Source organism: Caballeronia sp. M23-90, assembly GCF_053574605.1.
The window spans coordinates 1-5008 of record NZ_JBSIPA010000474.1 but is presented as its reverse complement, the minus strand read 5'-3'; the positions used below and the strand labels follow the sequence as shown (position 1 = coordinate 5008).

Annotated in this window: 4 protein-coding genes; 3 read left to right on the top strand and 1 reads right to left on the bottom strand. The window is 59.8% G+C overall.

All coding sequences use genetic code 11. The annotated features are described in order from the left end of the window. Nucleotides 1–115 precede the first annotated feature (115 nt). Nucleotides 116–550, bottom strand: a complete 435-nt coding sequence (locus tag ACRXB1_RS30290; RefSeq protein WP_449494140.1) for a hypothetical protein — start codon at nucleotides 548–550, stop codon at nucleotides 116–118. A 257-nt stretch (nucleotides 551–807) separates the two neighbouring features. Here ACRXB1_RS30290 and ACRXB1_RS30285 point away from each other — a divergent pair, with 257 nt between their 5' ends. From ACRXB1_RS30285 to ACRXB1_RS30275, 3 genes are all read left to right on the top strand, one after another. Beyond that, complete coding sequence (locus tag ACRXB1_RS30285; protein ID WP_449494139.1) at nucleotides 808–2247, top strand: mannose-1-phosphate guanylyltransferase/mannose-6-phosphate isomerase; 1440 nt, start codon at nucleotides 808–810, stop codon at nucleotides 2245–2247. Nucleotides 2248–2407: 160 nt separating this feature from the next. Further along, nucleotides 2408–3856 (top strand): multidrug transporter subunit MdtD, encoded by a 1449-nt coding sequence (gene mdtD, locus ACRXB1_RS30280; protein WP_449494138.1) that lies wholly within the window; start codon nucleotides 2408–2410, stop codon nucleotides 3854–3856. A gap of 333 nt (nucleotides 3857–4189) precedes the next feature. Further along, nucleotides 4190–5008: EAL domain-containing protein (locus tag ACRXB1_RS30275; protein WP_449494137.1), on the top strand; the 819-nt coding region annotated here is incomplete at its 3' end.

Here is a 5008-nt window from a genome sequence, read left to right as displayed (position 1 = left end):
GACTACACCAAGAGGAATATCGGCGAGTTCGAGCAACGGGCCTTGTTCGATGTGCAGTTCAACGAACGCATGCGCATTCTCTTGCACGGCACGTGTTTCGATCGCAGGAAACGCGTCACGATGCGCCCGCCTCGCTGACGCCGGCGTGGTCGTTGGCGCAACCGAGGAGTTTCACCACGCCATCGCGATGATGCTTGAAGTTCGTGTGAAGCTGGATCCAGCGGCCATCGCGTGTTTCGTAGAAACCCATCAGCGGATCGCGCAGCTCGGGCGCGGTATCGGCGTCGATGCGCAAGTAGCGTTCGCTGCGAAACGCGACAGTTGCGCGGCGGGCATCGAGTTCGACCTGCTGCATCTGACCCGTGCGTTGCCGGAAGCATTCGGCGGCGGCCAATGCGGAGGCTCCAATACTCGCCGATGCCAGCGCGCTCACCCGATACACCGACGGCAACTGCCGCTCGTCGCCGGAAAGCGTGAGGTGATAGAGCGTGTCGGGATGACGGCCGGCGAGATGCCAGAGCGCCGTAAGGGAATTCAAGGCCAAATTCATGGCGGTGCCTCCTGATCGATGATTGCCAGCGGATCATCGGCGCGATTTTATGTAACGTGCCTTACATTTCGCACCAAGCGATCTAATAAGATGTGCGCTTGCGGCTTTGCATCGTCGCTTAAGGCGAACGCGCTGACCGTCCGGGTCTGGGACCGGTCTGCTTCCGCTCCGGAAAAAAGCTGATGCAACACTAACTTAACCACCAATCGCGTAATTAAAGCAGAATTGCGCAACTAGAAATTTTCGAGGGGAGTTGAATGAGTATTCATCCAGTTATTTTGTGCGGCGGCAGTGGTACGCGTTTGTGGCCCATGTCGCGCGGCGGTTATCCGAAGCAGTATCTGAAGCTGACCAGCGACAAAACCTTGCTGCAACAAACCGCGTTGCGCCTGAACGGCATTGCGGGCATAACCGCGCCTATCGTGGTGACAAACAACGAGCAGCGTTTTCTCGTCGCCGAGCAGTTGCGTGAGTCGGGCACGGTTCCGTCGGCCATCGTGCTCGAGCCGGTCGGCCGCAACACTGCGCCTGCCATTGCCGCAGCCGCCTTGCTGGCGCTGCGTTCATCGCCGGACGCGTTGTTGCTCGTGCTGCCATCCGATCATGTGATCCTAAATGAAGAAGCCTTCGCCCGCGTCACGGAAGCCGCAGCCGAAGTGGCGAAGGACGATTATCTGGTGACGTTCGGTATCGATCCTACTGAGCCGCATACGGGTTACGGCTATATTCGCCGTGGCTCGAAGATCGGAGCGAACGACGGCGCGTTCGGCGTCGCCGAATTCGTCGAAAAGCCGGATGCGGAGAAAGCTGCGCGGTTTATCGAAGAAGGCGGCTATTACTGGAACAGCGGCATGTTCATGCTGAAGGCCTCGACCTACATGGACGAACTGCGCAAGTACGAGCCGGAAATCGCGCGTCAAACCACCCTTTCGCTGGAACTGGCCAAACGCGACTACGATTTCGTGCGGCTCGACGCCGGCGCGTTCGAGGAATGCCCGAACGTATCGGTGGACTATGCGGTGATGGAGCGCACAGACCGCGCGTCGGTGATCGCCGCGGCCGACCTTGGCTGGAACGATATCGGATCGTGGACGGCGCTGGCGGAAATCGCCCAAAGCGATGCACAAGGCAATACGCTGCTCGGCGATGTGCTCACCGAAAACGTGAGCAACTCGTACATTCGCGCGGAACACCGGATGGTGGCGGCGATCGGGTTGGACAACATCGTGATCGTGGAAACGGCGGACGCAGTGCTGGTGACGCATCGGGACAGCACGCAGGATGTGAAGAAGATCGTCGAGCGGCTGAAGGCGTCGGGCCGTACGGAGTCGGTGACGCATCGGCGTGTGGTGCGGCCGTGGGGGTCCTACGAAGGTATCGACCAGGGTTCGCGATTCCAGGTGAAACGCATTGAGGTGAATCCGGGCGCACAGTTGAGCCTCCAGATGCATCACCACCGTGCCGAGCACTGGATCGTAGTGAAGGGCACGGCGATGGTCACGAACGGCGACCAGCAGATCATGCTCACCGAAAATCAGTCAACCTATATTCCACTTGGCGTGACACATCGCTTGCTCAATCCGGGGAAGATTCCGCTTGAGCTGATCGAGGTTCAGTCGGGTACGTATCTGGGCGAGGACGATATCGTGCGGTTTGAAGATACGTATGGGCGTGTGCCTGGGGCGGATCGACCGTAAGCGGCACCTATGACCTAGTCGATTTTTGTTTCAGATCACCTGCGCGCCCGGGCACCAAGCCTGGGCGCCTTGCGTTTGAGTTCCCCGTTTCTGCGATTGACGCCTGCCACGACTCGCACATCGACGTAAAATCAGCCCACTCCTTCCGCCGGCCGCCTTCATGCCCGACACAATCCGCTCGAACATTCCATCCTCTCCTTCCCCGCAAGCGCTCACGATCATGCTGTGGCTCGTCGCCACCGGCTTTTTCATGCAGACGCTCGACTCGACCATCGTCAATACGGCGCTGCCCGCCATGGCCCGCAGCCTCGGCGAAGCGCCGCTGCGCATGCAGGGCGTCGTGATCGCGTATTCGCTGACCATGGCAACCGTAATCCCTTTCTCCGGTTGGCTCGCTGATAAGTTCGGCACCCGGCACGTCTTCTTTAGCGCGATCCTCATCTTCACCATTGGCTCGCTGCTTTGTGCGAACGCCCATACGCTGATGCAACTGGTGGTTTATCGCGTCGTACAGGGCGTGGGCGGCGCCATGTTGCTCCCAGTCGGGCGGCTTGCCGTGCTGCGCGTCTTTCCCGCGGAGCGATATTTACCGGCTTTATCGTTTGTGGCGATTCCCGGGTTGATTGGGCCGCTCATCGGGCCGACGCTAGGGGGGTGGATTGTGCAGATTGCATCGTGGCACTGGATCTTCCTGATCAACGTGCCTGTGGGTGTGATCGGCTGCATTGCGACCCGGCTTTTCATGCCCGATAGCCGCAACCCTGCCACCGCCCCGTTCGATCTCGCCGGATATCTGCTGCTGGCTGTCGGCATGGTGGCGCTGACCATCTCGCTCGATGGCCTCGCCGATCTCGGCTTGCAGCACGCCATCGTGCTAGTGTTGCTGGTGCTGAGCCTTGCATGTTTTGTCGCTTACGGGCTGCATGCGGTGCGCGTCCCGCAGCCGATCTTTTCGCTTGATCTGTTCAAGATCCACACGTTCAGTGTCGGTTTGCTGGGCAATCTGTTCGCGCGCATTGGCAGCGGCGCAATGCCCTATCTGTTGCCTTTGCTGCTGCAGGTAAGTCTGGGTTATTCCGCGTTCGAGGCCGGATTGATGATGCTTCCCGTAGCGGCGGCGGGGATGGTATCGAAGCGGATCGTGACGAAGCTGATCATGGCGCGGGGGTATCGGAGGGTGTTGGTGGTCAACACGGTGCTGGTGGGGCTGACCATGGCAAGCTTTTCGCTGACGAACGCCGAGCAGCCGCTTTGGGTGCGGTTGATCCAACTGGCATTCTTTGGCGGCGTCAATTCGATCCAGTTCACCGCGATGAATACGCTGACGTTGAAGGACCTTGGCACGGGGGGCGCGAGCAGCGGCAATAGTTTGTTCTCGCTTGTGCAGATGCTTTCGATGAGCCTTGGCGTGACCATCGCGGGGGCGGTTCTTGCGACTTTCACGGGAATTCTGCCGAAGGTCACTGAGACGAATTCACTTCCGGCATTTCACGCGACGTTTTTGTGCGTAGGGATTATTACGGCTGCGTCAGCGTGGATTTTCGCGCAGCTCGCCCCGGAGATTCGGGCAGTGAAAAGTACTGAGACCGATCCGTCGGAGGCACACTGATTCACCGCGGACTCTTTCGCACAAGATCATTACTATCGAATGCAGGTCGAGGTGCCAACCAAAACCGCAAGTACCAAGCACTTCATCACCTCTGCGAAACCCTGAACCTGTGCGAACGCGGACTTCGCCCGCACCAGAAACGTGCAACTCTCGCCTCACTATCACCACACGAACCGAGCGGCGCCTCACCCAGCGCCCGATAGGCACTCCCATCTCGAGATACCCTCAAATGCGCATATTTCTTGCTCTTAAGGGAGGGGTCCTATCCTGTAAACTAGTGCGGTCCGATGTTCTCTCCCACCCGAGCCGCGCTCGAACACCTGCCAAAACACCATGAGCATGGTTGATATCGACCCTCCCGGCTTTCAGCCGCCCCGCCCTGTCGCAGGCGACGAAGGCTCGCGGCGCACGGTCCTGTACGGCGAATACACCGTGTTCAGCGTGTTCCAGCCCGTCTTCTCGGTGTCGCACCGGCGCGCCATCGGATATCACGCATCACTGCGCGCCCGCGATGACACCGGCCGCCAGGTGCCATCGCACGAGGTGTTCACACAGGCAGCGCGGCGCGGCGACCTGCTGGAACTCGGACGTCTCGCCGAATCACTGCATCTGGGCAACTTCTTTTCCTTCGACAGCAACGACGAATGGCTCTTTCTAAGCCTTCATCCGGCGGCATTGATGGACACGAGTTACGGCGACGCGCTCCTCGCATCGCTGAAAAATGTCGGGCTGCCGCCGCAGCGCGTGGTGCTGGAAGTGCCCGAGCAAGCCGGCGGCGAGACGACGCGTTTTGCGGAAATCATCGATTCATTGCGCAAGTCGGGCTTTCTGATCGCGCTCGATGGCTTCGGCGTAAAGCATTCGAATATTGACCGCGTGTGGCATCTGCGGCCAGATATCGTGACGCTCGACCGATGCATCCTGCAGCAGGCAAGCGAGCATTCGCATATCGAGCGGGTATTGCCGGGACTGGTTTCGCTGCTGCATGAATCGGGTCAGCTTGTCTTGATGGGCGGCCTAAGCACTGAACGCGACGCGCTCATCGCGCTGGAATGCGGCGTCGATTTCGTGCAGGGCGCGTACTTCGCGGGCCCGAGCGTGGAAGCGGTGAAGCCGCAAGCGGCACAAGGCGTGATGGACGCGTTGTCGGCA

What these genes read in the sequence shown, in the direction of transcription:
- mdtD (WP_449494138.1), top strand. Translation starts at nt 2,408, where the DNA reads ATGCCCGACACAATCCGCTCGAACATTCCATCCTCTCCTTCCCCGCAA.
- ACRXB1_RS30290 (WP_449494140.1), bottom strand. Translation starts at nt 550, where the DNA reads ATGAATTTGGCCTTGAATTCCCTTACGGCGCTCTGGCATCTCGCCGGC.
- ACRXB1_RS30285 (WP_449494139.1), top strand. Translation starts at nt 808, where the DNA reads ATGAGTATTCATCCAGTTATTTTGTGCGGCGGCAGTGGTACGCGTTTG.